Source organism: Bifidobacterium sp. W8114 (assembly GCF_016101165.1).
GTDB lineage: Bacteria > Actinomycetota > Actinomycetes > Actinomycetales > Bifidobacteriaceae > Bombiscardovia > Bombiscardovia asteroides.
The window spans coordinates 43,098-66,509 of sequence record NZ_JACFRA010000004.1; the positions used below are offsets into that span (position 1 = coordinate 43,098).

20 protein-coding genes are annotated in these 23,412 nt (G+C 61.8%); 8 read left to right on the forward strand and 12 right to left on the reverse strand.

Annotation, left to right across the window (positions count from 1 at the left end):
* Positions 1-97: 97 nt before the first annotated feature.
* From pflB to H3T89_RS06355, 4 genes are all read right to left on the reverse strand, one after another.
* Positions 98-2,473: a formate C-acetyltransferase gene (gene pflB, locus H3T89_RS06340; protein ID WP_015021699.1), complete on the reverse strand. Its 2,376-nt coding sequence runs from the start codon at positions 2,471-2,473 to the stop codon at positions 98-100.
* A gap of 243 nt (positions 2,474-2,716) precedes the next feature.
* Positions 2,717-2,959: a hypothetical protein gene (locus tag H3T89_RS06345; protein WP_227028609.1), complete on the reverse strand. Its 243-nt coding sequence runs from the start codon at positions 2,957-2,959 to the stop codon at positions 2,717-2,719.
* Entirely contained in the window at positions 2,959-4,638 is a 1,680-nt protein-coding gene (locus H3T89_RS06350; protein ID WP_415873469.1) for an NAD+ synthase, read from the reverse strand. Before H3T89_RS06350 ends, H3T89_RS06345 begins: the two co-directional genes overlap by 1 nt.
* 83 nt (positions 4,639-4,721) lie before the next feature.
* A complete protein-coding gene (locus H3T89_RS06355) occupies positions 4,722-6,404 on the reverse strand; it encodes an MFS transporter (RefSeq protein WP_198216550.1) in 1,683 nt (560 codons plus the stop codon).
* A 206-nt stretch (positions 6,405-6,610) separates the two neighbouring features.
* Between H3T89_RS06355 and H3T89_RS06360 the strand changes: the two genes are divergently transcribed.
* Genes H3T89_RS06360 through H3T89_RS06380 form a run of 5 tightly spaced genes read left to right on the forward strand, consistent with a single transcriptional unit; the run spans position 6,611 to position 9,749 of the window.
* Positions 6,611-7,318: a TetR/AcrR family transcriptional regulator gene (locus H3T89_RS06360; RefSeq protein ID WP_198216551.1), complete on the forward strand. Its 708-nt coding sequence runs from the start codon at positions 6,611-6,613 to the stop codon at positions 7,316-7,318.
* Positions 7,309-7,680, forward strand: coding sequence for a YccF domain-containing protein (locus tag H3T89_RS06365; RefSeq protein WP_015021694.1), 372 nt, complete (start codon positions 7,309-7,311; stop codon positions 7,678-7,680). Before H3T89_RS06360 ends, H3T89_RS06365 begins: the two co-directional genes overlap by 10 nt.
* A 13-nt stretch (positions 7,681-7,693) precedes the next feature.
* Entirely contained in the window at positions 7,694-8,233 is a 540-nt protein-coding gene (locus H3T89_RS06370; RefSeq protein ID WP_198216552.1) for a peptidylprolyl isomerase, read from the forward strand.
* Between the two features lie 12 nt (positions 8,234-8,245).
* Positions 8,246-8,737, forward strand: coding sequence for a very short patch repair endonuclease (locus H3T89_RS06375; protein ID WP_198216553.1), 492 nt, complete (start codon positions 8,246-8,248; stop codon positions 8,735-8,737).
* Positions 8,703-9,749, forward strand: a complete 1,047-nt coding sequence (locus H3T89_RS06380) for a Gfo/Idh/MocA family protein (protein WP_198216554.1) — start codon at positions 8,703-8,705, stop codon at positions 9,747-9,749. Before H3T89_RS06375 ends, H3T89_RS06380 begins: the two co-directional genes overlap by 35 nt.
* Before the next feature lie 33 nt (positions 9,750-9,782).
* On the opposite strand, the gene H3T89_RS06385 is transcribed toward H3T89_RS06380, so the two are convergent.
* Entirely contained in the window at positions 9,783-10,361 is a 579-nt protein-coding gene (locus H3T89_RS06385; protein WP_198216555.1) for a haloacid dehalogenase-like hydrolase, read from the reverse strand.
* A 439-nt stretch (positions 10,362-10,800) separates the two neighbouring features.
* Here H3T89_RS06385 and H3T89_RS06390 point away from each other — a divergent pair, with 439 nt between their 5' ends.
* Positions 10,801-11,241: a MarR family winged helix-turn-helix transcriptional regulator gene (locus H3T89_RS06390; RefSeq protein WP_015021689.1), complete on the forward strand. Its 441-nt coding sequence runs from the start codon at positions 10,801-10,803 to the stop codon at positions 11,239-11,241.
* Between the two features lie 128 nt (positions 11,242-11,369).
* Here H3T89_RS06390 and H3T89_RS06395 read toward each other — a convergent pair whose 3' ends face one another.
* The gene (locus H3T89_RS06395; protein WP_110417055.1) at positions 11,370-12,767 is read right to left on the reverse strand and encodes an MFS transporter; all 1,398 of its coding nucleotides are present in this window, start codon (positions 12,765-12,767) and stop codon (positions 11,370-11,372) included.
* 181 nt (positions 12,768-12,948) lie between these two features.
* Positions 12,949-14,343 carry a replication-associated recombination protein A gene (locus tag H3T89_RS06400; protein WP_198216556.1) on the reverse strand — a complete coding sequence of 465 codons (1,395 nt, stop codon included), beginning with the start codon at positions 14,341-14,343 and terminating at the stop codon, positions 12,949-12,951.
* Between the two features lie 269 nt (positions 14,344-14,612).
* Here H3T89_RS06400 and H3T89_RS06405 point away from each other — a divergent pair, with 269 nt between their 5' ends.
* Both H3T89_RS06405 and H3T89_RS06410 read left to right on the forward strand, forming a co-directional pair.
* A complete protein-coding gene (locus H3T89_RS06405; RefSeq protein ID WP_198216557.1) occupies positions 14,613-16,127 on the forward strand; it encodes an amino acid ABC transporter substrate-binding protein/permease in 1,515 nt (504 codons plus the stop codon).
* Positions 16,124-16,939: an amino acid ABC transporter ATP-binding protein gene (locus tag H3T89_RS06410; protein WP_232348505.1), complete on the forward strand. Its 816-nt coding sequence runs from the start codon at positions 16,124-16,126 to the stop codon at positions 16,937-16,939. Before H3T89_RS06405 ends, H3T89_RS06410 begins: the two co-directional genes overlap by 4 nt.
* Before the next feature lie 10 nt (positions 16,940-16,949).
* On the opposite strand, the gene H3T89_RS06415 is transcribed toward H3T89_RS06410, so the two are convergent.
* From H3T89_RS06415 to H3T89_RS06435, 5 genes are all read right to left on the reverse strand, one after another.
* Positions 16,950-19,553 (reverse strand): DEAD/DEAH box helicase, encoded by a 2,604-nt coding sequence (locus tag H3T89_RS06415; RefSeq protein WP_232348506.1) that lies wholly within the window; start codon positions 19,551-19,553, stop codon positions 16,950-16,952.
* 109 nt (positions 19,554-19,662) lie between these two features.
* Positions 19,663-20,853 carry an amino acid ABC transporter permease gene (locus H3T89_RS06420; protein WP_198216558.1) on the reverse strand — a complete coding sequence of 397 codons (1,191 nt, stop codon included), beginning with the start codon at positions 20,851-20,853 and terminating at the stop codon, positions 19,663-19,665.
* A 6-nt stretch (positions 20,854-20,859) separates the two neighbouring features.
* On the reverse strand, positions 20,860-21,537 hold the full coding sequence (locus tag H3T89_RS06425) for an amino acid ABC transporter permease (protein WP_015021680.1): 678 nt from the start codon (positions 21,535-21,537) through the stop codon (positions 20,860-20,862).
* 1 nt (position 21,538) lies between these two features.
* Complete coding sequence (locus H3T89_RS06430; protein WP_198216669.1) at positions 21,539-22,369, reverse strand: glutamate ABC transporter substrate-binding protein; 831 nt, start codon at positions 22,367-22,369, stop codon at positions 21,539-21,541.
* A 43-nt stretch (positions 22,370-22,412) separates the two neighbouring features.
* On the reverse strand, positions 22,413-23,228 hold the full coding sequence (locus tag H3T89_RS06435; RefSeq protein WP_269749211.1) for an amino acid ABC transporter ATP-binding protein: 816 nt from the start codon (positions 23,226-23,228) through the stop codon (positions 22,413-22,415).
* Between the last annotated feature and the right edge of the window lie 184 nt (positions 23,229-23,412).

Sequence of the window (23,412 nt, forward strand, 5' to 3'; positions counted from 1 at the left end):
GGATCCTCCTGAAAAAGACGAAAAGGGGGCGGGGCCTTGGTGCGCCCCGCCCCATGATTCACCGTCTCATCAACGGTTGACTATCGCACAAGTGCGATCAGTCGGTCACCGCGCCCTGGTGGAAGGTGCGGGAAATCACGTCGAGCTGCTGCTCGCGGGTCAGCTTGACGAAGTTGACGGCGTAACCCGAGACGCGCACGGTCAGGTGCGGGTACTTCTCGGGGTGCTCGACGGCATCCTCCAGCTGCTCCTTACGCAGGACGTTGATGTTGGCGTGGTAGAGCCCGTGGCCGTTGCCGGCATCCAGGATGCCCACCAGGTTGTTGATGCGCTCATCCTCGTCGCGGCCCAGGCCGTCAGGGGTGATCGTATTGGTCAGCGAGATGCCGTCCAGGGCGTCGTCGTAGTCGATCTTGCCCACGGAGAACATGGAGGGCAGCATGCCGTGCGAATCCATGCCGTTCTCAGGGTTGGCGCCGGGAGCATACGGGGTGCCCTTCTTGTGGCCGGAGGGGAAGGACCCGGTGTTCTTGCCATACTCCACGTTGGAGGTGATGGTCAGGATGGACTGGGTCGGCACAGCGCCACGATAGACGGGCAGACGCTTGATCTGGCCCATGACGGTGGAGACGGTCCACTTGGCCAGGTCGTCGGCGCGATCGTCGTCGTTGCCGTAGATCGGGAACTCGCCGACGGTCTTGTAGTTGACGATCAGGTCGTCGTCAGCGCCCTCGACATACTCAGGAGTGCCCTTGGCATCCTTGTTGTAGATCGGGTAGACCTTGGCGTACTTGATGGCCGACAGGGAGTCAGCGGCGATGGACAGGCCGGACATGCCGCAACCAAGTGTGCGGTAGACCTCCTTGTCGTGCAGGGCCATCTCAATGGACTCGTAGTCGTACTTATCGTGCATGTAGTGGATGATGTTCAGAGCCTCGACGTAGGTCTCGCTCAGCCACTCCAGGGCCTTCTCGTAGTTGTCCTTGACCTCCTGGAAGTCCAGAGAACCGTCTTCCTTGGGGGTGACAGGCTTGATTACGTCCTTGTCGATGACCTGCATGCCGGTCATCTCGTCACGGCCGCCGTTCATGGCGTAGAGCAGGGCCTTGGCGGAGTTGACACGGGCGCCGAAGAACTGCATCTGCTTGCCGACCCTCATGGGGGACACGCAGCAGGCGATGGCTGCGTCATCACCCCAGTGGGCACGAATGTCCTTGTCGGACTCGTACTGGATGGCGGAGGTGTCGATGGAGATACGGGCGCAGAAGCGCTTGTAGCCCTCGGGCAGCTTCGGATCCCAGAAAATGGTGATGTTGGGCTCGGGGCCGGGTCCAAGGTGCTCCAGAGTCAGAGTTGCCAGCAGACGGAAGGAGGTCTTGGTGACCAGGGGCCTGCCGTCGTCGCCGAAACCAGCGTCGGACCAGGTGGCCCAGTAGGGGTCGCCCGAGAAGATGTTGTCGTAGTCCTTGGTCCGCAGGAAGCGCACGATGCGAAGCTTCATTACGATGTTGTCGATGATCTCCTGGGCATCTGTCTCGTCGATCAGGCCAGCAGCCAGATCACGCTCGAAGTAGACGTCGAAGAAGGCGGACAGACGGCCGATGGACATGGCGGCGCCGTCCTGGCTCTTAACCGAGGCCAGGTAGGCCATGTAGGTCCACTGGACAGCTTCCTTGGCGTTCATGGCGGGACGGCTCAGATCCAGGCCGTACTCCTTACCCAGGGTAAGCAGCTGCTTCAGAGCCTTGATCTGCTCGGCATGCTCCTCGCGGAAGCGGATCCAATGCTCGATCTCTTCCTCGGTGAAGTCGTTACGATAAGGAATCGAATCCTTGTCGGCCTTCTTACGGGCAATCAGCTCATCAATGCCGTAGAGGGCCACACGACGGTAGTCGCCAATGATGCGGCCACGGCCGTAAGCATCGGGCAGACCGGTCAGAATCTTGTTGTGGCGGGCCAGCTTGATCCTCTTGGTGTAAACGTCGAAGACGCCATCGTTATGGGTCTTGCGATACCGGGTGAAGATCTTCTTGACCTCGGGGTCGGGCTCCTTGCCAGCCTCCTTGAGGGCCTGCTCAACCATGCGCCAGCCGCCGTAGGGCATCATCGCACGCTTGCAGGGAACGTCGGTCTGCATGCCGACGATCACGTCGTCTTGAGTCTCACCGGCAGGCTTGCCGTCGATGTATCCGGCTGGGAAGGCGTCAATGCCCGCCGGGGTGTGGGTATCCACGTCGTAAACGCGCTGCTTGCGCTCTACGGCAAGGAAATTGTCATCCAGGTAATTCCACAGGAACTTGGTCTTCTCGGTGGCCGGTTCCAGGAAGGATTCGTCACCGGTGTACGGCGTGTAGTTCTTTTGGATGAAGTCACGAACGTCGATGTCTTTCTTCCAGTCCTCGCCCTTGAAGCCCTTCCAAGCCTTGGCTTGCAGCTCTGCGGGAGAGACGGTGTTGGTCTCAACTGCTGTCATAGTCAACTCCTTGTTGATATGGTCAATGGCGCTTCCTCACACCACTGTCACTTTCAAGTATAGGGTGCGCATTACCACGGGAAACCGAATCGTGACGTGAGCTATATCACACTGCATGAAGACTCGCAATGGGCGCCACGCCCATATCCTGCGAGTGCGCCCAGCACACCGCCTGAGCCCCGAGCCGTTCTGACTGTATGGTCAACTGGCTCGCCAAGACTATCGAGCAATCCTGCGGTAGCTTCATCTGTCAGCTGATGACTGTCCCTGTCCAGGATCACCCTCCCAGGCCTGCCGCCAGCGGCGGTCCTCTTCATCCCATTCCTTGTTCCGGCGTTTGGCGATCTTCCAGGCATCGAGGGCCTCCTGCCTGCTGCGATAGGGGCCCATCCGCCTGTCCTGCGGAGACAGCTTGCCCTGCTCGGGTTTGCCGGTGACGGTGTTGAAGTACCAGGCCGTTCGCTCCTCTTGGGAACCCATGGCCATCACTCCCTGAAGGCGTTGGTGACGGGCAGCCGGCGGTCACGGCCGAAGGCTAGGGAGGTGACTTTGGGCCCCAGCGGGTACTGGCGCCGCTTCCACTCGGCCCGATCAACCAATCGCATGACCGTATCGACCGTATCAGGATCGAAGCCGTCGGTCAGAAGGTCGGCCCGACCATGCGCATGCTCGATGTATGCCTCCAGAACCTTGTCAAGCAGGCTGTAGTCTGGCAGGGAATCAGAGTCCTTCTGCCCTTGGCGTAGCTCGGCCGAAGGCGGCTTGACGATGGAATTGGTCGGAATGGGCTCACGTTCACCCTTTGCCTGAGCCTGGGCGTTGCGCCAGCGGGCCAGCTGCCAGACCCGGGTCTTGAGCAGATCCTTGATGGGCGCGTAGCCGCCGACCGCATCGCCATAGATAGTCGAATAGCCGCAGGCCAGCTCCGACTTGTTGCCTGTGGCCAGTGCCAGAAGCCCCTCGGCATTGGCATAGGCCATGACGATGACGCCACGTATCCGAGCCTGCAGGTTCTCTTCAGCCACGCCTTCCAGGTGCAGCTGCCCTTGGAAGGCATCGAATTCCGGTTCTATGGCTTGGACCACGTAACGCACGTCCAGACGCTGAGCCAGGTCGGCAGCATCATCCCGGGAGCCTTCCGAGGAGTAGCGGCTGGGCATGGAGATGCCGCGCACATGCTCCCCTCCGCAGGCATCCGCGGCCATGGTGGCCACCAGGGCCGAGTCGATTCCACCTGAGAGTCCCAGACAGACACCCGTGAAGTGGTTCTTGACCATATAGTCCTTTAGACCCAGCACACAAGCCCGATAGACCTCCTCGTCCCCAGGCATCTCTTCCACCATGCAGGACTGGTTTGGCAGTGGGCGTTCTCCTTTTGCGGGCAGGGTCCACATGGACAGATCCTGGACGAATCTGGGCGAGCGCTCCAACAGGGTGCCATCCTGGTCCACCACGAAACTGCCACCGTCAAAGACCAGATCGTCCTGCCCGCCCACCTGATTCAGATAGAGCAGGGGCGCGCCGACCTGTTTGGCCCGGCGAGCCGCCAGCTCGTAACGGACATGCCCCTTACCTTCCTCGTAGGGGGAACCATTGATGGTCACCAAGAGGTCGATGTCCCGGGCAGCCAGGTCGCTGAGGGGATTGCCCTCCTGCCAGATGTCCTCGCAGATGGCCAGCCCAATCCGGTGCCCCTGCACCTCCAGAACCACGGTTCTATCCCCGGGGGTGAAAATCCTGTACTCGTCAAAAACACCGTAGTTGGGCAGGAAGTGCTTGTCGTAGCCGGCTTCGACCCGACCCTGGTGCAGGACCACCAGCCGGTTGCGGGGCCTGTCCTGATCCGTATCGGTGCCCACGGTCCCCACGATCACATACAGATGGCCCAGACCTTGTTCCTTCAGCTCCCCGGCCAGCCGGTCGGCCCGAGACCAGGCGGCCCGACGAAAGCTGGCACGAAATGCCAGATCCTCGATCGGATAACCGGTCAGGCTCATCTCGGGAAAGACCACCAGGGTCGCCCCTTGCCCAGCTGCCTTTCGCGAGTAGTCCATAATAATGTCGGCGTTGCCGTCAAGATCGCCCACACAGGTGTCGATCTGAGCCAGAGCCACCAGCAGATCGCCATCCCGCTGCGGCTGTTCCTCTTGTATGCCCATACCCATGATTCTAAACCGAGCCGCGGCCGGCCGACGAGCAGTCAGTCCCGAGGGGAGACCGCTACGAATAAAGCGGGTTTGCGAATGCCTCAGACCTTATCGGCGCCGGCCTTGCGGGCGGCCCGGCGCACCAGCACGGAGGCGACCAGCCCCAGGAGAAGCAGCAGGACTGCGAAGCCCATGGCCCACTGAACGCCTTGGGTAAATCCCTCAGTCAGGGCGTTGGTCACCTGGGGGCCCAAGGCTCCCAGTCGACCCCCGGTGCCCTGGGCCCGCATGCCAACGATGGCGTTGCCGGCAGAGGACTGAACCGATCTGACCAGACCATCGGCCATCTGCGCCGAGATCCCCTTGAGAGCCCTCAGATGGCTTGGCAGCACCAGGCTCAGAGCCAAGGAGAGGGCGGAACCGGAGACTGCAGCACCCAAGGCGGTCCCCCACTGACGGATGGTGGACTGGGTGGCCGAAGCCTGGCCGGATTGGGCCACCGGAACACCGGAGAGCACCAGACTGGTCAGCTGTGCCGAGGCAAAGCCCAGGCCGGCACCGTAGATGATCAGAGTCAAAGTCATGGGCCAGACCGGCACAGACCCGCGCATGAGCAGAATGGACAGTGCCACGCCGATGATTTCCATCAGCAGGCCCGTCTGCACAGTGCCGCCGGCTCCCAGACGGGCTGAGACCACCCGTGCCAGACCCCCCGAAACAACTGATCCCAGGGCCATGACACCCAGGATGGATCCAGCCCCCAAGGGGCTCAAGCCTCTGGCGTTGATCAGATAGAGGGGCAGGATGAACATGACCGCGAACTGACCGGCGTTGACGATGGCGGCCGTGAGGTTGCCCCATCCAAAGGTGCCGATGGCGAACATGGATACGTCCAGGATCACCATCTTGCCCCTACCTGCCCTGGCCAGCTCGGTCAACGCAAAGGCAGCCAGCAGGGCCAGCCCCAGAACCAGACTGACCGGAACCGGCGACATGGGCGCCGATGCGGACCAGTGCAACGGGCCCAGTTCAAGTGCGGCACGGGGATGCCACCAGCCGTAGGTCTGCCCCTCTATCAGCGCAAAGACCACCAGGGCCGATCCCAGGGCCGAAAGGAGTATGCCCTTCCAGTCGGCAAGCATCCCCCACCGGTCGCCACTCTGTCGGGGCGATGACTTGGTCTCGGGCACAAAGACTGCACTGGCCACGAGAACGATCAGTCCCAGGGGCAGATTGACCAGGAAAATCCACCGCCATCCGATGGTACTGGTGAAAACCCCTCCCAGGAAGGGGCCGACCGCTGCGGCGGATGACATGACGGCCCCCCAGATGCCGAATGCGGTAGCCCGATGGCGACCCCGGAAGGTGGCGGACACGGTAGACAGGGTCGATGGCATGACCAGGGAGCCACCGATTCCCTGAACGAGCCGGGCCAGGAGCAACAGTGTGCCAGAGGAGGCCGATGCGGCGAAGATGGAACCCAGCACAAAGATGACCGTGCCCACCTGCAGAATCCGCTTGCGGCCTATCATGTCCCCCAACCGACCGGAAGGCAGGAGCAGGGCCGCCAGGACGATGCTGTAGAGGGCGGTCACCCACTGGGCTTGAGCAAGATTGATGTGGATGGCAGCGATGATGGATGGAATGGAGACGTTGACGATGGATGAATCCAGCACAATCATGGCCAGCCCCAGGGCCAACACCCAGAGGGCGCGCCAGGGCGGTGCCGTCTCCTGAGACTCTTGGCTGCTCTTCTTCAAGCCCATGCTTGCCGATCCGGTCATCAGGTCTCCCCTCATCATGGTCTGCGATTTTTTGCGACTATACGTCGCGAAAATCTGTCTGGCAAGTTCACTCAGCGCGGACAAGCCGCAGGCTGAAGATACCTCGGCAGCTTGGCTCTACTGCGAATAGGCCATATCATATGCCCAAAGACCGGCCGAGCTCGATTCACAATCGCTGCACCCAGCAGACCGGACCAAGGAGGACCATGCCCAGGATTCGCGAATCCACGCTCCAGGAACACCGCGCCAAAACCCTGGACCAGATCATCGCCGCAGCCGAGGCCATCCTGCGCACCGGCGGACGAGGCCAACTGACCATGGCCGAAGTGGCCCGACGCACCAATCTGGCCCGGAACTCCCTCTACCGCTATGCCCGGGATACCGACCAGCTCTGCGACATGGTCATGGAACGGCATCTGCCGGACTGGGGCCAGGCCCTGGAGCAGGCCCTGGATCAGACGGACGACCCGCGCCGGACGGTCGAGGTCTGGACTCGCACCAATCTGGAACAAGCCGGACTGCACGGACACGGATGGCTGATGAACCTCTATGCCGAGCAGCACGATGAGCAGTTACGCCAGACCCTGATCTACGGCAGTCCCTCCAATCCCCAGGAGCCCGTCCCAAGGAGCGATCGGTCCACGGACCGGCAGGCCCAAGCCCTGCTGGACTTCCACCGGCAGGTCAACCAGCCGCTGATCCAGGCATGGACAGCCCTACGGCCAGCTGATCCTGCCATGGGCGTGGAAGTGACGCGTGGCATCGTCCAATCCGGCATGCGACTGATCGATGCACTGGATCAGCAGCTTGCACCCGGGCAGCGGCAGGAACGGCTGACTCTCATCATCGAGAAGGTGACCGCCTGCGCCAAGGCCGTCACCGCAACCCTGACGGAAGGACCTACATGCGCCTGATCGGCAATATCTGCTGGCTGCTGCTGGGGGGACTGGCCATCGCCCTGGCATGGACCCTGGTCGGCATCGTGCTCTGTCTGACGGTGGTGGGTATCCCCCTGGGGGTCCAGGCCTTCAAGATGGCCAGACTCACCCTGACCCCATTCGGCCGACAGGTCATCTATGGGGGCGGGCTGGGATCCTGGCTGGCGAACCTGCTTTGGATCATCCTGGGTGGCTGGTGGCTTGCTCTGGCCTATCTGGCGGCCGGGCTGGTCACCATGCTGACCGTGGTGGGCATACCCTTCGGCCTGCAGGCCTTCAAGATGGCCCGCCTGGCCCTGATGCCCTTCGGATCCTCGGTGCGCGTCGCCGTCTTATGAAAGGATGGAGGACATGAGCACAGTCATCATACACACCTCAGAAGGCGATATCCGTCTGGACCTCTTTGACGATCAGGCCCCTGAAACCGTAGCCAACTTCCTGGATCTGGCCGCCGGCCGCAAGGACTGGACCGATCCCGAGACGGGCCAGAAGCGTCAGGATCCTTTCTATGACGGGCTGACCTTCCACCGGATCATCAAGGACTTCATGATCCAGGGTGGCTGCCCGCTGGGTACGGGTACAGGCGGCCCCGGCTATGAGTTCGATGATGAGATCGACCCCTCCCTGACCTTTGAGGAACCCTACAAGCTGGCCATGGCCAATGCCGGGCTGCGCCGGGATCCCGCCACAGGGAAGACCCACGGCACCAACGGATCACAGTTCTTCATCACCACCGTGCCCACCCCATGGCTGAACGGGCACCACACCATCTTCGGCAAGGTGGCCGATGAGGATTCCCGGAAGGTGGTCGACAAGCTGGATGCCGTGGCCACTGACTCGGGAGACCGTCCCCTTGAGCCGGTCTTCATCAACAGCGTCGAAATCCTCTGAGCCGTGCCGGGGATGGTTTCGAAAAAGACATCCAGCAGATTCCAGCCCGGCACACGCAGCTACACCATGTCCCGAATCAGGGGCACGGAGACATCAATAGAACGTCAGGTCCGGTCCTACCTCTTCTCGCGAGGTCTGCGATTTCGCAAGAACGACAAGAGGTATCCGGGCCATCCTGATGTGGTTCTGCCCAAGTGGCGGGCCATGGTGTTCGTCAATGGCTGTTTCTGGCATATGCATCAGGGCTGTGACAAATTCTCCCTTCCCAAATCCAATGTGGAGTTTTGGACTACGAAGCTGACAAGGAACCGTCTGCGGGATCAGGAGCAGGGGGAAAAACTGAAAGCCATGGGATGGCGGGTCTTCACAGTCTGGGAGTGCCAGCTGGATGCCCGCCACGCCCAGGAAACCCTGCAGAAATTGTACGAGGCCATCACTGCAGATGGCCATCCGAACAAAGGAGTCGAGGATGAGCAGATTGAACGGCAAACGACAAGAGGCTGAGCAGAAGGGCATGCGAATCAACTTCGCCATCCTCGGCGCCGGAAGTATAGCCAACGCCTTGGCCAAGACGGTGGTCATGATGGCTGGGGACCAACGGTATAGCCATCTGGTGGCCCCCTACGCTGTGGCCGCCAGGGATGGTGATCGTGCAGCCGCCTTCGCCAAAAAATATGGATTCCGGCATTCCTATGGCTCCTACCAGGAACTCCTGGATGATCCGCAAGTGGATCTGGTCTACATAGCCACACCTCACAGCCTCCACGCCGAGCAGGCCATCGCCTGCATGAAGGCCGGAAAGAACGTGCTGGTCGAGAAATCCTTCACAGCCAACGCCGATCAGGCCAAGCGGGTCATAGAGACATCCGAGAGCACCGGCCTGCTCTGCACCGAGGCCATCTGGACCAGGTACATGCCCTCGCGCTCCATCATCGACGACATCGTCTCCACAGGGGAAATCGGCACCGTCAAGACCGTGACCGCCAACCTGGGCTATGTGACCGTCGGCAAGGCCAGAATGACCGATCCGGCCCTGGCCGGCGGCGCCCTGCTCGATGTGGGCGTCTACCCTCTCAACTTCATCGACATGGTCATGGGCCCCAAGCCCATTGGACGGGTCTGCACGGATTGGGTCCGCAGCCCGGAGGGCGTGGACAGCCAGAACACCACGACCATTTTCTACCAGGATGGGTCCATGGGCGCGGCGACCAGCTCCATGGTCTCGGTCAGCGACCGGACCGGCAGCATCTGGGGAGACCAGGGTTACCTACAGTGCGCCAACATCAACAACGTGGAGTCAATCGACCTGTACGACGGGGACCATAAATTGAGGAAGAGTTACCCCATCCCCGACCAGTTGACCGGTTATGAGTACGAGGTGGCCAGCGCCGCTCAGGCCATCCTGGATGGCAAGACCGAGTGTGCCCAGATGCCCCACAAGGATACGTTGCGCATCATGGAGCTCATGGACTCCCTGCGCCGCCGGTGGGGATTGGTCTTCCCCTTCGAATCATGAACTGACTGATAAAAGCCATGGTGGCCTGCCTGCCTATTTGATGCGGCGAACCCGGCCATGCTCGACCAGGTAGGCTCGCCGGGCAAGATCGATCATGGGCAGGTCGAAGGCCGAATCGGTATAGAAGGCGTCAATCGCAGTCCCCTCGCCCAGGATTCGCTGAAAGTGCAGGGGCTTGTCGGGTCCGAAGTTGAGGTAGCCCACGGTCAGGGACTCCAAATCCAAGGTGGAACCGATGCAACGGGTGATGCCCAGTCGACGGCAGGCTTCCCCAGCCACCAGATCGAAGGAGGCGGTCACCACCACGTCGTCGTCCTGGGGGGTGTACCAATCCATGATTTTGTGCATGTTGGCATCCCAGAACTGGCTGACCAGGCGATTCATGTCAAATCCGGGACGCGAGGTCAGCCGACGCAGGTAACGCGAGCCCACCCGACGCATGGCCGAGTCCAACTGCTCCAAGGTGACTCTGCCCAGGCGGTAGCGGACGGCATAGAAGAGGGCGACCGGCAGGTAGTGCAAGACCCTCGGATCCTTGCGAACAGTGAACAGGTAAAAGTCAAGCAGGCTCTCGCCATCGTAGATGGTGCCGTCGAAGTCCAGTACCCGCATGCCAGTCCTTTCCAAATCCCGTCGCGAAAAGGTAACAACTTAGCATACCGTGGAGCAATGACGGTGATAGTCCCCGACCACGGCCGACTCTTACCCGCCGGATGCAGACCTGCTTGGCCGGGCAAAAAATGCAATTCCTTTTATCCAACGAGCCTGTGGCAGACAAATATTTCTGGATGATCGGCAGATACGGGCATCGAGCAGAAGCAGATTCCCAGCAATCTTGATGCGGCCAGCCCAAGCACGAATCGTGGACGATACCTATGGTGTCGACGGTATTGATATGATGAAAAATGCGTCGTCCGTGCTGGGCCGAGGCTAGGGAGTTGCCGGAAATAGGCCTGGAGGGGGAACGGCGCCGAAGGGGTCCATGCGGTCATCGGGTCAACCATGCCCGCAGAACTCTTTGATCTTCCTTACCAGCTAGGGGGCAGCAACGATGTTGAAGAAGAGCCACTACCACAACCTGAGCAGCTGCATAGCCGGAATCTACCGGCATGCACGCAACGATGCCAGCCGGTACACAGGTGACCCCACCTTACGGGGCACCCAGGGTGATCTGATTGTATACCTCTATGATCATCCAGGCCTCAGCCAGCGCCAGATAGCCCGGGACCTGTGTGTAGATCCCAGTCTGCTGGCCCGGGATCTGAAGGCTTTGAAGGCCCAGGGCCTGGTCAGCCGTGAACAGAATCCAGCCGATCACCGGGTCAATATCATCGCACTGACCAGGTCGGGCGCAGACATAGCTCGCAAGAGAATCAGGTCGGTCAACAACTGGTGGATCGACCTGTTCAAGCAGAATCCCGACATCGACCCCGAGACTTTCCAAACCGAGCTACGTTGCGTCTACAACCGGTTGCTGGCCAATCAGCTCTGATTCCTCTTAACCGACAGACCCATAGTGAGAAAAGGACCTGGCTGATTACCTGGCCGCCCCTCGACGGCACCAGGCTCATGCCAGGCCTTTTACTTCCCGGACTCATTACGCCCTTGGGTCCGTTCCTATCAGCCCACCGAGCGGCCGGACGTCTCCCAGCCCATCAGGCCCACAACCAGCATGGAGGCCAGGGCCACCAGGCTGATGGTGACGAAGATTGAGGTGCTCCCCCACTGGCTGAGCATGGCCCCAATCAGTACGGGCATGAGCACATTGCAGAGCTTGGCGACGGCATTGGCGATGCCTACGCAACGGAAACGGACCGTGGTCGGGAAGAGCTCGGGCGCATAAACCGCCACCACCGAAGACATGAGGACGTAGAGACTGGCCATGAGCAGGATGCCTACCAGAACGGCCGTGACCTGGCTGGTCTGCGCGGCGTAGAGCAGACCGAAGACCGCCGTCAGCAGGAAGGCCGTGACGATGATCCGCTTGCGGCCGATTCGGTCCAGAAGCAGGGATCCAATCAGGCAACCCAGAGGTGCTCCCAGCATCATCAGTGTGCTGATCCACAGGGATCCGCTCAGATTTATGCCCCGCTTGAGCAGGATGGTGGGCACCCAGGAGGTGAAAGCGTAGGAGCAGACGTTGGTGGCCGAGACTGCCACAGTAGCCACAACCAGGCCGCGGACAATGCTGCCCGAAGCCTTGGCAGGTGCCCCAAGGCCCTCGTTCTTCCCAGCGATGGCAGAGTCGTCGCCAGAACCGGAGCCTGTCCGTTCCCGACCATTATCGGCCTCCAAAAGCTCAACCACCCTGATGGCCTCGTCCATCCGTCCGTGCAGGGCCAGCCAGCGAGGGGACTCAGGGATGTCGCGCCGTAGATACCAGATCAGCGCAGCCGCCAGACCAATGCCGACAAAGAGCGGCCTCCATGACCAGCGCGGAATGATCCAAGCGCACAGGAGCATGGCCAGGGGCACTCCGGTGTTGGCCACCAGCGAGACGATGGCGCTCCAGCGGCCGCGGTGCTTGATGGGAGCGAATTCGTTGACCATGGAGAAGCCGGTGACAATCTCGGCGCCCAGCCCCAGACCGGCCCCTAGACGGCAGACCGAAAGGACGGCCATGTTCGGTGCCAGAGCACCCAGCAGGGTAAAGCCTCCGAAGAGCAGCAGGTTGATCTGATAGGCGGTCCTGCGCCCCCGCAGGTCTCCGATGAACCCGGCCAGCAGCGAACCCACCAGGAGCCCCAGGAAGCCGGCCGACAGGAATAGGGAGTTCTGGGCCACCGTGGACCATCCGGTGCTCAAGGCCGAACTGGCTACTGCGCTGCCCACATAGACATCGATGCTGTCCATGAGCATTCCCGCGGCCACCAGGGCCACGATCTTATAAAAAGTAGCCGATTCACGAGCATTGTCTACTCGCCGGGTAATCTCGCGGACCGCCAGGTCGTCCTCGGCCACGCCGAGGCCCTTCGATTGTTCGGATATGTCTGCATTGTCAATGACCGCTGTCGACATCGTCACCCTCGCGCCCGTGCATGAGGCGGACCCCATGCTTCCATGCCAGACCCGCCGACAGCGACAGGCTCCTTGTGGGAGCGTGGCGACCGTCAATATGGAAGGCCTGGACCCTGCGGCGTTTCGGTCATTGTGTGGCTGCTCAACGTCTATTGGGTGCCCAGTATAGGAGTCTGGACGGTCATTGCCTAGACCCGGCGTTTCCCTCCGGCCCGGCAGCCCTGTCAAGGATGGCCCTGATGGCCTCCAGTCGGGGGCCCAGCTGGCGTTCATAGCCCCGGTCATTGGGGTGATAGTAGCGTCGTCCGACCAGTTCGTCCGGCATATACTGCTGCGGAGCCACTGCATCCGGCGCATCGTGGGCATACTGATAGCCCTCATGGTTGCCCCAGGCCTTCATCAGCTTGGTGGGAGCGTTGCGCAGATGCAGGGGAACCTGGCCGATATGCCCGGCATCCACGTCTTCCAAGGCCTGGTCGATGGCCAAGTAGGAGGCGTTGGACTTGGGTGCGGTGGCCACGGCGATGACTGCCTCGGCCAGGATCAGACGTGCCTCTGGCATACCCACCATGGCCACGGCCTGGGCAGCCGCGACCGTGATCTCCAGCACCTCCGGAGAGGCCATACCCACCTCCTCGGCGGAGGCGATCATGATCCGTCGGGCGATGAAGCGCGGATCCTCGCCAGCCCGGATCATCCGAGCCAGATAATGCAGGGCCGCATCCACGTCGGACCCCCGCATGGATTTGATGAAGGCCGAGGCCACGTCGTAATGATCGTCGCCCTTCTTGTCATAGCGGACAGCGGCCACGTCCATGACCGAAGAGACCACCTTGGTATTGATCAACGGCCGACGCGCCCCCTTGGCACGAGGCCCGCCCTCAGTGACGGCTCCGGCCGCGGCCTCCAGGATGGTCAGGGCCCGGCGGGCATCACCCCCGGAAAAGCGCACGATCTGGTCCAAAGCATCCGGATCCAGCCGTACCTGGTCCTTGAGTCCCCGCTGGTCTTTGACGGCCCTGTGAATCAGAGTGGCCAGATCCCGGTCGTCCAGGGCTTCCAGCTTGACCACCACGGACCGCGAAAGCAGGGGCGCAATGACCGAAAAACTTGGATTCTCCGTGGTGGCTGCAATGAAAGTCACATCCCGGTTCTCCACGCTGGGCAGCAGGGCATCCTGCTGGGACTTGGAAAAGCGGTGCACCTCATCAATGAAGAGTACCGTCTCCTGTCCCTGGCTGACCAGCCGCTCCCGAGCCTGGGCGAGGACCTGCCGCACCTCCTTGACGCCTGAGGTGACGGCCGAAAGCTCCTCGAAATGACGCCCGGACTGTCGGGCCACGATGTAGGCCAGGGTGGTCTTTCCAACCCCGGGAGGACCGAAAAGAATGACCGAGCTGGGAGCCGTCAGACGGTTGTTCGGATCCGACCGGGCCAACCGCTCCAAGGGGGTTCCCGGGGCTGTGACCTTGTCCTGGCCGACCACCTCGTCCAGGCCTCGGGGCCGCATCCGGACAGCCAGAGGCAGGGTGTGCTCCTCGGGGGGATCCGCCGCTTGGAAGAGATCATCAACCATCTGCACTACCTCATTCCTCGGGGCCCCTATGGCTCCCCGCCCTCACCAGCATAGGCCAGCGTCTGCCGCAAACAGAAAGACGAACGCGCTAGACTGGGAACCCATATGGCCGTATCGCCCAGCGCGTAGTTGGGTTCCGGAAACCCGGTGTGTGTACAGTTTACTGATCATCAGCCTGGATATCATCAGGCAGGCCAATGAGCGGCAGCAAGGTCTGTCGCCTGGAAAACCGGAACCGGCATAGGTCGGAACAATAAGGAGAATCGCCAGTGATCGCCACGCATGTTCGCCAGAGATGGACATCGGGTCCAGGCAGGTGGGCCGTCGGCCTGCTGGCCCTGGTCCTGGGGCTCTCAGCCCTGATCGTCGCTCCCTTGGCCACGCCGGCGCAGGCGGCCCAGGACTCCCCCGCCTCGCAGGCGGTCAACGGACGCACCTTCCGCGTCGCCACCGACACCACCTTTGCCCCCTTCGAATTCAGGGACTCCTCCGGGAACCTGGTCGGCATCGACATGGATCTGATTCGCAAAATCGCCGACATCGAGGGGTTCTCAGTGCAGATCCAGTCCCTGGGCTTCAACGCCGCCCTACAGGCCTTGAATTCCCAGCAGGCCGATGTGGTCATAGCAGGCATGACCATCACCGACCAGCGCAAGCAGGTCTACGACTTCACCGATCCCTATTTCGACTCCGGCGTGCAGATGGCCATCGCCAAGGACAACGACCAGATCCACAGCTACAAGGATCTGCGGGGCAGCGTGGTGGCCGTCAAGACCGGCAGCGAGGGCGAGGCATTCGCCAAGCAGCGGGCAGACCAGTACGGCTTTACTGTCAAGGCGGTGGACCAGTCCTCCACCATGTATGAGATGGTCAAGTCCGGAAATGCACAAGCGGTCATTGATGACTACCCTGTCCTGGCCTACGGCATCGCCCAGGGCAATGGGCTGAAGACCGTTACCAAGAAGGAACCTGGCGCCTCCTATGGAGCAGCCGTCCGCAAGGGCGAGAACAAGGAGTTTGTGGCCGCCTTCAACGAGGGTCTGGCCAAGATGAAAGCCGACGGCAGCTATAAAAAACTGGTCGATTCCTATGTGGGCAGCAGCCATTCCAGCAAGAGTGCCTCCGCATCCCGGCCAGGATTCCTCGGGCTGGTCCGTCAGGCATTCCCCTCCCTGATGCTGGGCCTGCGCAACACCCTGGCCATTACGGCCATATCATTCGTCATCGCCCTGGCCATCGGTATCATCCTAGGACTGTGGCGGATCAGCCCCAACCGGATTCTGTCCTGGATTGCCCGCATCTACGTCGCGGTCTTCAGGGGCACACCCGTCCTGGTCTGGGCCTTCTTCTTCTACCTGGGCGTCCCCCAGCTGATCGGCCACCGCATCAGCATCTGGCTGGCCGGCGCACTGACCCTGTCCCTGAACTCCGGAGCCTACCTTGTCGAGATCGTGCGCGGAGCCATCGACTCGGTGGACGTCGGGCAGATGGAGGGGGCCCGCAGCCTGGGCCTGACCCGTCGCATGGCCTTGCGCCGGGTCATCCTACCCCAGGCCGTCAGAATCGCCACGCCCTCCATCATCAACCAGCTGGTCATCATGCTCAAGGATTCCTCCCTGCTGCTGGCCATCGGCTTCGGCGAACTGCTCTACCAGGCCCAGCAGATCTACGCGGCCAACTTCCGCGTGACCGAAACCCTGTTCATGGTGGGCGTCATCTACTTCGTCGCCATCAGCGCCCTGACCTGGATGGCCAATATGCTCGATAGGAGGCTGCATCGATGAACTTCGAGGACCCGGACATGGACACCGGACGACTGACCCGTCGCATCCGCCAGAACCAAAGTCGCCGCAACCAGGGAGAGTCCCAGGCGGCCGTATCCATCCGTGACCTGCACAAGCGCTACGGCGACACCGAGGTCCTCAAGGGGATCGACATGGAGGTCAAGCCCGGCGAGGTCATCTCCATTATCGGCCCATCGGGCGCGGGCAAGTCCACCCTGCTACGCTGCATAAACGCCCTGGAGATGCCGACCTCGGGCACCATCAGCGTCTATGGAATCGACATTTCCGATCCAAAGACCAACATCGACAAGCTACGCGAGCATGTGGGCATGGTCTTCCAGCACTTCAACCTCTTCCCCAACATGAGCGTGGCCGACAACATCATGCTGGCCCCCCATATGCTGCACAAGACACCCAAGGAGGATGCCCGGCAGCAGGCCCTGGACCTGCTGGAGACCGTAGGGCTTCAGGAGAAGGCGGACGCGCGGCCCACGGATCTGTCAGGCGGGCAGCAGCAGCGTGTGGCCATCGCCCGCGCCCTGGCCATGCACCCGGACATCATGCTCTTCGACGAGGCCACCTCGGCCCTGGATCCGGAGATGGTGGGCGACGTGCTTCAAGTGATCCGCTCCCTGGCCGAGGGCGGCATGACCATGATTCTGGTCACCCACGAGATGGCCTTCGCCCGGGAGGTCTCCTCCAGGGTGATCTTCACCGATGCCGGGATCATCGAGGAGGAGGGCACGCCCGAACAGATCTTCGGCCATCCGCAGAGTCCCCGGCTGCAGTCCTTCCTCTCCAAGGTCCTGTAACGCCTCGGGGCTAGAGTTCCATCAGTTCCTCGATGGGACCCACCCGGTACTCCTTGAATACCACCTGACCGCTCTCCTGGGTGGCATCCAGGTCCACGATGCCTGCGATGCCCCAGTCGCGCTCCCCCTCGACGTCGTCGAAGATCTGCTGGACCCGCCATGTGTGCCCCTGGCGCTCGTCACGGTCATCCAGGCTGAAGAAGTCCGAGGACCTGGCCTGGGCATCGGTCAGGATCTGCTCATGGTCCTCGTAGAGGTCGTCCAGTGCGTCGCTCCAGGCCCGCAGGCCGTAGCCCCAGTCCGCATCCAGGTCGGCCAGGGCCTCCGGCCGGTCGGCGGCCGCCAGTTCCACCCGCTGGAACATGGCGTTGCGCACCAGCAGGGTCAACCCACGCCGGTCCGTCACCACCTGGTTTTCCACCTTGGGCGGGGCGGCATCCAGGCCGCTTGCGACTTCGCCGTTTTCGGCCCTGCCCGCGGCCTCCCATTCATCCACCAGGCTGGAGTCCACCGAGCGCACGATCAGTCCCAGCCAGGCCAGGATGTCCTCCAGCCGCTCATCCATGAACTCTTCGGGGACCGTCCTGCTGAGCGCCCGATAGGCATCGGACAGGTATCGCAGCAGGGTCCCCTCCGACCGGGATATTCCGTAGCGGGCGATGTAGCCGTTGAAGTCCGAGGCCGTCTCGATCATGTCCCGCAGAACGGACTTGGGGTGGATCTCATAGTCGTTGGCCCAGGGAACATCCCGACGGTAGCGGTCGAAGGCCTCCCCCAGCAGCTCCTCCAGGGGCTTGGGCCAGGTCACCTCCTGCAGACGCTCCATCCGTTCCTCGTACTCCAGGCCATCCTCCTTCATCTGCTGGATGGCCGCGTCACGGGCCTGCCGCTGCTGGGCCTTGAGAATCTGCCGGGGATCCTCCAGGGTGGCCTCGACCATGGAGAGCAGATTCATGTCGTAGTCAGGGTCCTCGGGATCCAGCAGCTCCAGGGCGGCCAGCAGGAAGGGCGAGAGGGGCTGGTCCAGGGCGAAATCCTCGGGCAGGTCCACGGTCGTGAAGTAGTCCAGGCCGCCGTCGGGGTTCCGTTCGGTCTCGATGACCCCGGTGTCGGTCAGGGTCTGGAAGATCTCGTCGGCCCGGTCCTGCAGATGCTCCTTCTGCTGCGGTGTCTGACGGGAGTCCTCGATCAGGTCCTCGACCCGTCTCCTGGCATCCCCGCCCTGGTCGACCTCGTTGAGCACCATGGCATGGGAGATCTTCAGGTGCGGCGTCAGGGTCTCGGGACGGGCCTCGATCAGCTTGTCGAAGGTTCCCTTGCCCCAGGTTACGAACCCCTCCTGTGGCTTCTTGCGTTTGATCCGCTTGAGCTTCTTGGGGTCGTTGCCAGCCTTGGCCACGGCCCTGGCGTTCTCAATCTCGTATTCAGGCGCCTCGGCCACGACCAGCCCGCTGGTATCGAAGCCCATGCGCCCGGCCCTGCCAGCAATCTGGTGGAATTCCCGAGCCCTCAGGCGACGCATCCTGTAGCCGTCGAACTTGGTCAGCCCGGTCAGCAGGACCGTGTGGATGGGCACATTGATGCCGACCCCCAGGGTGTCCGTGCCACAGATGACCGGCAGAAGGCCATCCTGGGCCAGCTGCTCCACCAGACGCCGATACCGGGGCAGCATGCCCGCATGGTGGACCCCGACCCCGGTGCGCAACAGCCGCTGCAGAATCCTGCCGAAGGCCGTGGTGAAGCGGGTGCCGGCCATGGCCTCCTTGATCCGGTCCCGCTGGCCCCGGTCGGAGACCCCCGTGCTGGACAGGGCCTGGGCCGTCTCCAGGGCGGCATCCTGGGAGAAGTGAACAATGTAGACCGGCGAATCCCCATCGGCCAGCAAGGACTCCACAGTGTTGGGCAATGGGGTGTCCACATAACGGTAGTCCAGAGGCACCGGTCGTGGGGCATCGGCGACGATGTCCACACCCACCCCGGTTTTGCGCTCCAGGTCCACGGCGATCTGATCCACGTCACCCAGGGTGGCCGACATGAGCAGGAACTGCACATCGGGCAGGGTCAGCAGAGGCACCTGCCAGGCCCAGCCACGGTCAGGATCCCCGTAATAGTGGAACTCATCCATGGCCACACAGCCGATATCGGCATGGCGACCCTCCCTGAGCGCCTGGTTGGCCAGGATCTCGGCAGTGCAGCAGATGACCGGGGCATCCGTGTTGATGTGGGTGTCGCCGGTGATCATGCCAACACGGTCGCGACCCAGGATCGAAACCAGGTCGAAGAACTTCTCAGAGACCAGGGCCTTGATTGGGGCCGTGTAGTAGGAGCGCCGCCCGGTGCATAGGGCGATGAAATGCATGGCCAGGGCCACCATGGACTTGCCCGAGCCGGTCGGGGTCGACAGGATCACATGGTCTCCTGAAACCAGGGAGAGGACAGCCTCCTCCTGATGCGGCCATGGGGTAATGCCCCGGGAAGCCACCCAGGAGAAGAAACAGTCGTAAATCTGATCCTCGGTCAGATTGCGGGGGCCTCCCGCCTCGGGGACCAGGTCGCCCAAGGAGACTGGTTGGTCGGTTGAGGCGGTTGAGGAATCAGCATGTTCTTGGACCATGTCCACCAGTCTATCCGGCCAGGCACACAAGTACGGCCGGACACAGGCTTCGTCAACTAAGTCCAGAAACGGGAAAGCCGCCAGACAGGGAACAGCAAGGAGCTCTTCGTCAGCTCCTGTTCTTGCTGTCTTTGTCGCTGCCGCCTTTCTTCTCCTTCCTGGTCTTCCCCTCGGCTTTCTGCTCGCCACCGGAGCGGTTGCCGCGTCCGGGCTTGAGGAAGTCCGGAATCTCCAGACTCGCCTTGTGCGGATCGACCAGCGTGTCGGGCTGGGTCCTGTCATAGCCCTGGATGTAGCGGGTCTTCCTCCAGTGCTGGATGGAAGCGTTAGATCCACGGTGATGTGCATGGTACTTCAGCGGCGCGCCGCCGTACCGGTCCTCGTCCACCTCCTTGGCCACGGCTATCTGGTTGACATTGGAGGGATCCATGATGGCCACAGGCGCGGCAGGCTCCACGAAGTCGGCGGGGGCGGCGGTGCGCTCCTGCATCTTCTTGGGCAGCCAGCGGGCGAAGTGGGACAGCAGGAAGCAAACGAAGAAGTAGACCACCGAGGCCACCACCAGGGTCTGCAGGATGTTGAAGTACATGGAGCCCAGGCGACGGGATTCCTGCAACAGATCCGTGTACATGATGATGGAGCCCAGAGCAGTATCCTTGAGGACCACGACCAGCTGGGTCACGGCAGCAGGCAACATGGCGTAGACGGCCTGCGGAACCTCGATCTGCATCAACGACTGGGTCCTGGTCAGCCCCAGTGCCAGGGAGGCCTCACGCTGGCCGTTGGGCAGGTTGCCCACCCCCGAACGAATCAACTCAGCCACCACGGAGCCATTGTAAAGAATGAGGCCCAGCACGACGGCCCAATAGGAGGCCTGGCTGACTCCGGCAAAGGCGAACCAGCGCCAGAAGAAGATCATCATCATAAGAACCGGGACGGCCCGGCAGAACTCCACGATGATTCCTGAGACTGCCCTTACCAGCCAGTTGGGCAGCAGACGGCCAAGGCCGAAGACAAACCCAAAGATGACCGAGCCAATCACTGCAACCACCGAAGCCTTGATGGTCAGCCAGAGCCCAGGCAGATAGAAGTCCGACCAAGCTTCGTAGTCCAGGGCCGGACGCCAAAGCTCCCAGCTGAGCTGGTTCTCCCCATCAGGAGGATTGTGCAGCCTCATCAGCACCAGAATGACCACTATGGCGAAGATGATAGCGGCTATCCAATTGGCGATTCGTATGGTGCGCCGACCCTTGGGACCGGGCTGATCGAAGAGCAGCGAGCTCTCATTATCTGGTGCCATGGCCGCTCACCTCCTCACTGCCAGCTTGTTGGACAGGTACGTGGTCAAAGCTCCGATGGGCAAAACCAGAATCACATATCCTAGGGCGAAAATCAGGAAGATGGCCACAATGGCATTGGCGTGGAACTCTATCATCTCGCTCATCAGGGAGGAGCTCTCGGATGCCACGGAGGCGGCCGCAGCCACGGTGGAGTTCTTCAGCAGGGCGATGAAGGTGTTGCCCAAGGGCGCTACCGAACCACGGAAGGCCTGGGGCAGAATGATCTGCGAGGCCGACTGGAAGAAGCTCAGCCCCAGGGCACGGGCCGCCTCGGCCTGGCCCAGAGGCACCGTGTTGATGCCCGAGCGCAAGGACTCGCAGACAAATGCTGCCGTATACAGGGACAGGCCCGTCACCGCCAGCCAGAAGAAGTTGACCGAGAATTCCGGCGAGAAGCTGATCTTGAGCTGGGCGAAGGCCCCCAGGACCATGAAGACCATGATGATGGTCAGTGGCATGTTCTGGAAGAACTCCACATACCCTCGTCCGACGGCCCGCAGGGAGGAGATGGGCGAGATGCGCATGATCACCAGTATGATGCCCAGGACCAGTGAGAAGAGGGCCGACCAAAGGGTCAGCTGGATGTTGACCCAAAAGGCAGCTGGAATGTCGTAGTCGGAAAACAGCTCGATGATTGTTGACATCTCACTCTCCTTCCTTGGGCTTGGGCGGGTTGTATCGCGGGTCGGGTTTGTAATGGGTGCCCCGGGTGTTGTTCTCCAGCGCCCGCTGCCAGGAGCCGTTGGCCTCCATGTCGGCCAGGGCCGCGTTGATCTTGTGGGCCAGCTTGGTATCGCCCTTCTTAATACCCACGCCGTAATACTCCTGGGTGAAGGGGTTGCCGACCAGCCGCAGCCTTCCACGGGAGGCGGATGCCAGACCGGCCAGGATGATGTCGTCGGTGGTGACCGCATCGACAATGCCGGAGAAGAGGGCGGTGGCGCATTCGGCGTAACCCGGTTGCTCCATCAGCTGAACCTCCTTGGCGAACCGTTTCTTGACGGTGACAGCCGAGGTGGATCCGGTCACCGAGCACAGCCGCTTGCCGTTGAGGTCCTCGGGGCCGCGGATCTGATGATCCTCCTTGCGTACCAGCAGGTCCTGACCAGCCACGATGTAGGGTCCAGCGAAGGAAACGGCCCGCTTGCGCTCGTCCGTTATGGAATAGGAGGCCAGAATCATGTCCACGTCACCGTTCTGGAGCATGGCCTCACGCTGCTTGGAGGGGGCCTCCTTCCAGACGATGTCGTCGGGGCTGTAACCCAGCTTGTCGGCGATGTAGGTGGCCACGTCCACGTCGAAGCCCACATAGGTCCCGGCCTTCTTAAAGCCCAGACCAGGCTGGTCGAACTTGATGCCCACGCGGATCTTGCCTGCCTCCTTGTCGGAGCCGCAGGCCGCCAGGGAGACCAGGCAACCCAGAGCACACAGGATCGCGGTCAGATTCTTGGCCAGCCGTTTCAACGGCTGGCCCATGCCATGCATGCTTGCATTCATGCGGATACGCTTCCCTCCTGCTTCAGTGGGTCAGAATCTTGGACAGGAAGTCGGCGGCCCGCTGGGTCTTGGGGTGGTCGAAGAAGTCGTCGGGGTCGTCCTTCTCCAGAATCCGCCCATCGGCCATGAAGACGATATGGTCGGCGGCCTGACGGGCAAAGCCCATCTCATGGGTCACGCAGATCATGGTCATGCCCTCCTGGGCCAGCTGGATCATGACGTCCAGCACCTCGTTGACCATCTCCGGGTCCAGCGCAGATGTGGGCTCGTCGAAGAGCATGATCTTGGGCTGCATGGCCAGGGCGCGGGCTATGGCCACACGCTGCTGCTGACCGCCTGAGAGCTGGGAGGGCATCTTGGAGGCCTGTGATTCCACACCCACACGGGCCAAGAGGTCCATTGCCAGGTCCTCGGCGTCCTTCTTTGGCATATGGCGCACCTTGATGGGTGCCAGGGTCATGTTCTCCAGGATGGTCTTGTTGGCGAACAGGTTGAATGACTGGAAGACCATGCCCACCTCGGCCCTGAGCCGAGCCAGGTCGCGTCCCTCCTGCGGCAGGGGCTCCCCCTCGATCCTGATGACACCGGAGTCGATGGACTCCAGGCGATTGATGGTCCGGCACATGGTTGACTTGCCGGAGCCTGAGGGTCCGACTACCACCAGCACTTCGCCGGTTTCGACCTGCAGGTTGATGTCCTTGAGGACATGCAGGCTGCCAAAATGCTTCTCGACGTGGGCCAGCTCGACCAGCGGCCCGGACTTGTCCTTGGCTGGGAGATCCGAGACCGGTTTCTCCGGCAGAATCCGCTCCGACGGATGTTTGGTTGTTTCGCTCATATTGGGCAGTTTACTCATCCTTTGTTGCGTAACGGCCATAGAAACGGTCCTCCTGGAAAGCAGATGCAAGGGCCAACCCCCCGGCCGGCCGGTCTGCAGCACATCAGAGGGCACAAGCAATAAAGGCCGGAACCCCGCAGGATTCCAGCCCTCTTGGACTCTCGTCGATCAGTGACGGAATGCG

Coding starts and splice junctions, on each gene's coding strand:
- pflB (WP_015021699.1), bottom strand. CDS start 2,473: ATGACAGCAGTTGAGACCAACACCGTCTCTCCCGCAGAGCTGCAAGCC.
- H3T89_RS06345 (WP_227028609.1), bottom strand. CDS start 2,959: ATGGCCATGGGTTCCCAAGAGGAGCGAACGGCCTGGTACTTCAACACC.
- H3T89_RS06350 (WP_415873469.1), bottom strand. CDS start 4,638: ATGGGTATGGGCATACAAGAGGAACAGCCGCAGCGGGATGGCGATCTG.
- H3T89_RS06355 (WP_198216550.1), bottom strand. CDS start 6,404: ATGACCGGATCGGCAAGCATGGGCTTGAAGAAGAGCAGCCAAGAGTCT.
- H3T89_RS06360 (WP_198216551.1), top strand. CDS start 6,611: ATGCCCAGGATTCGCGAATCCACGCTCCAGGAACACCGCGCCAAAACC.
- H3T89_RS06365 (WP_015021694.1), top strand. CDS start 7,309: ATGCGCCTGATCGGCAATATCTGCTGGCTGCTGCTGGGGGGACTGGCC.
- H3T89_RS06370 (WP_198216552.1), top strand. CDS start 7,694: ATGAGCACAGTCATCATACACACCTCAGAAGGCGATATCCGTCTGGAC.
- H3T89_RS06375 (WP_198216553.1), top strand. CDS start 8,246: ATGGTTTCGAAAAAGACATCCAGCAGATTCCAGCCCGGCACACGCAGC.
- H3T89_RS06380 (WP_198216554.1), top strand. CDS start 8,703: ATGAGCAGATTGAACGGCAAACGACAAGAGGCTGAGCAGAAGGGCATG.
- H3T89_RS06385 (WP_198216555.1), bottom strand. CDS start 10,361: ATGCGGGTACTGGACTTCGACGGCACCATCTACGATGGCGAGAGCCTG.
- H3T89_RS06390 (WP_015021689.1), top strand. CDS start 10,801: ATGTTGAAGAAGAGCCACTACCACAACCTGAGCAGCTGCATAGCCGGA.
- H3T89_RS06395 (WP_110417055.1), bottom strand. CDS start 12,767: ATGTCGACAGCGGTCATTGACAATGCAGACATATCCGAACAATCGAAG.
- H3T89_RS06400 (WP_198216556.1), bottom strand. CDS start 14,343: ATGGTTGATGATCTCTTCCAAGCGGCGGATCCCCCCGAGGAGCACACC.
- H3T89_RS06410 (WP_232348505.1), top strand. CDS start 16,124: ATGAACTTCGAGGACCCGGACATGGACACCGGACGACTGACCCGTCGC.
- H3T89_RS06415 (WP_232348506.1), bottom strand. CDS start 19,553: ATGGTCCAAGAACATGCTGATTCCTCAACCGCCTCAACCGACCAACCA.
- H3T89_RS06420 (WP_198216558.1), bottom strand. CDS start 20,853: ATGGCACCAGATAATGAGAGCTCGCTGCTCTTCGATCAGCCCGGTCCC.
- H3T89_RS06425 (WP_015021680.1), bottom strand. CDS start 21,537: ATGTCAACAATCATCGAGCTGTTTTCCGACTACGACATTCCAGCTGCC.
- H3T89_RS06430 (WP_198216669.1), bottom strand. CDS start 22,369: ATGGGCCAGCCGTTGAAACGGCTGGCCAAGAATCTGACCGCGATCCTG.
- H3T89_RS06435 (WP_269749211.1), bottom strand. CDS start 23,228: ATGAGCGAAACAACCAAACATCCGTCGGAGCGGATTCTGCCGGAGAAA.